Annotated in this window: 4 protein-coding genes; 2 read left to right on the top strand and 2 right to left on the bottom strand. The window is 63.9% G+C overall.

What is annotated here, in order from left to right:
- Window positions 1–37: 37 nt before the first annotated feature.
- Both V5A38_RS06890 and V5A38_RS06885 read right to left on the bottom strand, forming a co-directional pair.
- Window positions 38–1714 (bottom strand): rhomboid family intramembrane serine protease, encoded by a 1677-nt coding sequence (locus V5A38_RS06890; RefSeq protein ID WP_332325015.1) that lies wholly within the window; start codon window positions 1712–1714, stop codon window positions 38–40.
- Between the two features lie 459 nt (window positions 1715–2173).
- Window positions 2174–3331, bottom strand: coding sequence for a M24 family metallopeptidase (locus tag V5A38_RS06885; RefSeq protein WP_332325014.1), 1158 nt, complete (start codon window positions 3329–3331; stop codon window positions 2174–2176).
- A gap of 460 nt (window positions 3332–3791) precedes the next feature.
- On the opposite strand from V5A38_RS06885, the gene V5A38_RS06880 reads away from it, so the two are divergent.
- Complete coding sequence (locus V5A38_RS06880; protein ID WP_332325013.1) at window positions 3792–5003, top strand: APC family permease; 1212 nt, start codon at window positions 3792–3794, stop codon at window positions 5001–5003.
- 112 nt (window positions 5004–5115) lie between these two features.
- Window positions 5116–6021, top strand: a complete 906-nt coding sequence (locus tag V5A38_RS06875; protein ID WP_332325012.1) for a helix-turn-helix domain-containing protein — start codon at window positions 5116–5118, stop codon at window positions 6019–6021.
- Window positions 6022–6071 lie beyond the last annotated feature (50 nt).

Here is a 6071-nt window from a genome sequence, read left to right as displayed (position 1 = left end):
GTCGGCAGGGATATCCACGGGCGAACCGACTGCAGCGTTACTTGTAGCGCTCTTTTTTCAGGACCGTCACGTTCGTCCCGTCGTAGCCCGCGATGACCCGTTTGTTTTGACGGGTGAACGTGATGTTCTCCAGCGTGACTGAACTGTTTTTGCCTGGAACCGGCGCGCGGCTCGTCCGATTCTCCGTCCCGACGATGAGAACGAACGTCCCGTTCGCCGGGGCTACGGAGACGTTGTTCCCGTTGATCTGCAGGTTCGCTTGCGCGGGCTCGGAGGTGAACGCGGTGCGGTTCGCGTCGTCAGCAACGAGGCGCACGCGGTAGGCGACGCCGCCGTCAATCGCCTGCCACCCGCGACGGACCGCGGTGACGGTCTTCCGCCAGCCGACGCCGCCGACGACGACGCGGGACTGCCCGCTGTGGGCGAGTTGGCCCTTCGAGACGGCTGTCGACCAGATCTGGCGGTCCTCGTTCCGGACGATGACGCCGGAGGTGTTGACCTGTGTCGACTCGCCGAACGCCTCGAGAGGGACCGCAGAGACCATCCCGTTCGGAACTCTCTCGGCGTAGGTCACCTCGTAGCCGTCGACAGTTACCGGATCGCCCGGAACATCCCCCTCGGCGGTGACGAGGTTCAGCGGAATCGCCGGGCCCGCGAGCACGGAAGCGAGAATGACCAGCGCGGTGATACCGACCTGTTGGGCCGAGATGGAAGCCCAGTCGCTTGTTCTCCCCGCGGAGTCGTTCGCGTCAGCGTCGACGCTGGTGAACCAGCGCAGCAGGGGGCGGTTCGAGCCGGTGACGGCGACGGTGATCAGCACCGCCACGATGGCGATGATGCTCGCGCCGAAGGCGCGGAACAGCACGAACTCCGTGCCGCCGCGGTACCAGTACACCGCCCAGAGCGACTGCATCGTCGCCACGATAACGACACCGGCCCAGAGTCTGGCCGGTCGGGGCGCTGACTCGTCGGCACGCTGGACGAACAGCGCTCCCAGCAGGATACCGGCCAACAGCCCCATCGCGTGGCCCTGAATGGCGATGTCCGACCACCAGGGCGTGATGAACACGGAGCGTCCCGAGGCCACCTGCGTCGGCGAGACGAGCGAGCGGTAAGCCAGGCCGAGCACGTCCGACCCCGCGAGCGCCAGTACGGTCCCGAACGGGTAGCGCACCAGTGCGAACCCCGCGAACGCGAAGACGACTCCTGAAAACCCGATGACCGGGCCCAGCGTGAACAGCGTGAGGACGACGCCGGCGATGGCGACCCCAGTGGGGAAGATGACCAGCGAACGGACGAACGGGTTGGTCCGAAGCGAGCCGAACGAGTTCGACCCGCGCTTGCGGGGGTAGTGGCCGAACGCGTACTCGACGATCGGTGCCAGCGTGAGTGTGCCGAAGAGGTTCCCGAGCAGGTGGCCCGGCCCGACGTGGGAGAAGCCGGCGGTGAGCATCCCGAGCGGCGCGAGATACGACCACGCACGGAACGGGATGACCACCGGCCGGTACCAGTGGTTCAGCCCACCCTGGACGAACAGATACACCGAGAGCACCCCCAGCACCGAGACCACCGTGCCCCACGGAACACCGAGCACGAACCGGTGGCGCAAGCGCTCTATCAGTCCGCTCTCGTCGAGATAGAGTGCGGTTCCGGCGCCGCCGAGCAGCGTGACGACGACAGCGACGCGCTGTAGCAGCGCCCACGGAACAGTCATCGCCGGACGTGAGTCGCCGCACGACTTCAAACCCACTCACCGTCACAGCATCGCGTCTCGTCATGTGAGCGGTCGGGGTGACGTGACCGCCCAGGTGCGCTGACGCTCTGCAGGTCTCGAATCAGTAGCGAAAATATGGGCATCGGTGGGCTGCCCTGCTGAGTAAGAGATCCCCCGTTCGAGGGGGAAAGTCGGCGGATGTGGGGGTTTCCGTGCGTCAATCGCTTCGGGTAGGCTGCCGTGCTGCGGTAGATACATGCCCATCCGAACGGCACGTGGGAGGATGTGGGGTCCTCCGTCCGTGAGTCGCTTCCGATGGGGAGCCACTGAGTGCGGGGTATCAGGGCGTACTGTCGTGGCTGTCTATTGTAGTCTGGTGGACTACATAGGCTGATACGCGTACAACGACATGAGGCTACTCCATTGATACCGAGGCGCTTTACCGGCCCCCGATGAGGGCTACTCGGACAGCCGCCGAAGCTCCGTCTGCGGCTCGACGACGAACTCCGTCCCGTCCTCAGTCACCCGAACCATCTCCTCCTGGCCGACGTAGCCCCACTTGGTGTCGAGCCCCAACTCCATCGTGTACAGTTCGCCCGGCCGTACGTCGCCGACCACTGAGTCACCGTAGCGGTCCCACTGGGGCCCGAGCAGCAGGCCGCCATCGTGGGCCGTCCGGCCGACCTGGTGGCCGAACCCGTGGTCGAACGTCTCCCGCCCGCGGGCGGTGAGTTCCTCCCGCGCAGCGGCGTCGACTTCGTAGCCGACGGCGCCCGGCTCGAGTGCCTCGTGGCCGGCGTCGATGGCCGCGCGGACGTCTTCGAACGCCGCCTGCAGACCAGGCTCGGGCTCACCGCGAACCCAGATGCGCTGGATGTCCGCGGCGTAGCTGTCCTTCACAACGCCGAAATCGACGTGGAGGAGCTCACCCTCCGGCACGCGCAGCTCTCCCGGCAGCGTGTGGCCCGGATCCGAGTCGCCCCCGGCGTGAACCGTCGGGCAGTAGTCCCAGGACCACGCGCTGGCGTAGCCGGCCTCCCGCATGCGCTCGTGGAGCCAGTCGGCGGCTTCGGCCTCGGTCATCTCCGGCGTCCATTCCTCGGCGAGGCCGTCGAGGAGGTCGGCGGTGGTCTCGGCGGCGGCGGTGATGCGCTCCTGCTCCGTCGGGGATTTGATTCCCCGAACTTCCGAGATGATGTCGCCGGCGCTCACCAGTTCTCGACCCGGCAGGAGCTCCTGGAGGCGGAGATAGAGCCCATGAGTGAGACCGTCGGCGACGTTATCGTCCCGGTCGAAGTTCACCGCGATCTTCTCCGCGTCGAGCCCTGAGAGCGTCGCCTGCAGCGGTTCGCGGATGGACTCGTCGTAGGGCTTCACCTCGTGGACGTCGAGTTCCTCAGCGTTCGGGGAGTCGTGGGTCCCGAGAATCACCGTCGAATGCGCGGGGCCGATGACGATGGCGGTGGGCCACACGACGTCGAACCCCAGGATGTAGGGGAGGCAGGGCTCGGCGATCTCGTTCGTCTCGCGACAGAACGTCAGCCACGCGTCGGCCTCGCTCGCGCCGACGGCGTCTTTCGCTTGCTCGACTTTCTCGGCAATGAGCGTCGTCTCCATACCCACGCTACGACGGCGGGGACTTAGTGTTCGGGGCTGGATGGCAGGAGCCGTGTCACGTTCGGAATCGAGAGACGTGGCAGAGCGGGGGTCGTCCAGCCACTGTCTGTCGCCATGCGCTCCATCTCAGAAGCCGTCTACACCGCGTGTGGGCAGACCGGTCCGATATCGATGAGAGACGTCGTGTGACTGTGTCGGCGTCATTGTCGCCGAGGGCATCCTGTTTTCACCACTGATCTCTGTCTGTCGACAAACCGTGGTCCGGGGAACTCGACGAGAAGATCACCATGCCGATCTGTCACCTGTTGCTCTCCCCTGATTGCAGCGGCAGATCCTCGATAGTCGCGTGTCACCCCGCTTCGGAGCTAGCGCCCTTCGCTCCCGGCACCGTGATCGACTCCGACACACATCAGCAATCCTAACCGTGTATTTTTATCTCGACTACGAGACCCCTACACAGATGTCGGAACTGCGTCGCGAACTCGGGCTCCTCGAAGCCGTCGTCTACGGGACTGGCCTGATTCTCGGAGCAGGGATTTACGCGATTCTCGGCGAGGCGACCGGCGTGACCGGCGGCTCGATCGTGATCTCGTTCCTCCTGGCCGCTCTGATCGCGTCAGTAACCGGGTTGAGCTATGCCGAACTCGCCTCGCTCTTTCCAAAAGCCGAAGGTGATTACATCTACGTTCGGAACGCGTTCGACCGGGAGATTGTCTCCGACGTGACAGCACTCGGCCGGTTGCTCATGGGAGTCATCTCCTCTGCGGCGGTGGCACTCGCTTTCTCGGGCTATCTATCGGCCTTCATTGACGTTTCACAGATATGGACCGCCATTCTGATCGTCGTCATCATGACAGGCATCAACTTCTGGGGGATCGACCTGTCCACGAAAATAAACATCCTCTTTACCGGAATCGAGGTCGCTGGACTGGTGATAATCATCTGGATCGGGAGCGGGTCCTGGGGGAGCGCCGAGGTCCTCCACACCCCGAACGGCGTCGTCGGCGTCCTTCACGCGTCGTTTCTGATCTTCTTTGCCTATCTGGGCTTCGGGTCAATCGTCAACCTCTCCGAAGAGACCGAAGATGCGACTGTGACGATCCCACGTGCAATCGTCCTCTCTCTCGGTTTCACGACGCTGATTTACCTACTCGTTGGATTATCGGCCGTTTCGCTGGTTGACTGGCGCGTTCTGGGACAATCAGCGTCGCCCCTGGCAGCGGTAGCCCGGGTCGGCTGGGGAACACGTGGATCGACCCTGCTGGGCGCGATTGCCCTCTTCTCGACAACGAACACTGTCCTCATCCTCCAGATTTCGACCTCGCGTCTGCTCTACGGCGTCTCGAAATCGGAGTATCACGTGTTTCCGGAGATCTTCTCTCGCGTTCACTCGTCCCGTCAAACTCCCCACTATGCGGTGATGCTGGTCGGAATCGTCACGATTCCTTTCGTTTTCCTGGGCGATATCGGGTTCGTGGCAGGATTGGCCAACCTCATGCTGTTAGTCGTCTTCGTTCTGGTGAACGCCGCGTTGTTGAAACTCCGCTATTCCCGGCCAGAACAGGAGCGAGGCTTCCGGGCGCCGCTTAACGTCGGCCAACTGTCGATCACTGCCGTCGCAGGTCTCATCTCGTCGCTGGGGCTGATCGCCTTCTACATACTCACGTGGTAGTGGGACGCTCGGTTCGAACGAATACACAGGGAACTGCGTAATCTCCGTGAACCTCGCCAAACCTGGGCACGCCGAAGAAGCTATTTCGCCCTACCCGTAACCGACAGAGAAGATGAACGACAGGAACGCCGACCCCTCACGGAGAGCGACCGATGAGTCGCCCGAGGAGACGTTCTCCTTGATAAGTGACGAAACCCGCGTCGAGATCATCCGTGCCCTCGGCGACGCCCGCGGCGAGAACGAGCGGCCGCCGGCGATCCCGTTCGCCGAGATCCGGTCGGCGCTGCCGTTCAGAATCGACAGCGCGAAGTTCAACTACCATCTCCAGCAGTTGGTCGGCCACTTCATCGAGGAGGCCGACGAGGGGTATCGGCTCCGCCCCGAAGGGTGGACGCTCTACCGGACGCTGCACGCGGGCACGCTCGACTACCGCGACTCCTTCGAGAATATCGATGCACAGTTCGACTGTTACTACTGCAACAGCGGGGTGACGGCCGCGTACGCGGATGGTGAGTTCAGAGTCGAATGCCCGGGCTGTGGCTATCTCTACGATACGACGACGCGGCTGCCGGCCGCCGCCGTCGACGACGGCGAGTCCCTGCTCTCGCAGGTCGACCGGTACAATCAGCACAAGCGCCTCGCGTTCACCAAGGGCGTCTGTCCGACGTGTGCCTCCGGCGTCGACGCGGCGTTCGTCGCGCCCGAGGACGCGCCGTTCGACGAAGCCCGGCGGACGGCGTACATCCACTATCTCTGTGATCAGTGTGGCAACCAGGAACTGCTCTCAGTGGGTGAAGCGTTCCGCGACGATCCCGGGCTGATCGCCTTCTGTCACGAGCACGGGGTGGACTACAGCACCAGCCCGGTCTGGGAGATCGAGTTCGCGGCGACCGACCGCTTCGTGACGGTGACCGAGCGTGACCCCTGGGAGGTCGTCCTTCACGTCGCGTTCGGGGACGAGACGCTCGAACTGGTTATCGATGACAGCGTCACCGTCGTGGAGCGGAACCGCGTCTGAGCCAGCCCTCGAAACCTCTCTACGTTCTTACCAAAACTGGCTCCAGCGAG

The organism is Halolamina sp. (assembly GCF_036626355.1).
In the GTDB taxonomy this organism is placed as follows: domain Archaea; phylum Halobacteriota; class Halobacteria; order Halobacteriales; family Haloferacaceae; genus Halolamina.
Note: the sequence above shows the minus strand (reverse complement) of the source record. Positions and strands in the feature narration are given on the sequence as shown.

Coding starts and splice junctions, on each gene's coding strand:
- V5A38_RS06885 (WP_332325014.1), bottom strand. CDS start 3,331: ATGGAGACGACGCTCATTGCCGAGAAAGTCGAGCAAGCGAAAGACGCC.
- V5A38_RS06875 (WP_332325012.1), top strand. CDS start 5,116: ATGAACGACAGGAACGCCGACCCCTCACGGAGAGCGACCGATGAGTCG.
- V5A38_RS06880 (WP_332325013.1), top strand. CDS start 3,792: ATGTCGGAACTGCGTCGCGAACTCGGGCTCCTCGAAGCCGTCGTCTAC.
- V5A38_RS06890 (WP_332325015.1), bottom strand. CDS start 1,714: ATGACTGTTCCGTGGGCGCTGCTACAGCGCGTCGCTGTCGTCGTCACG.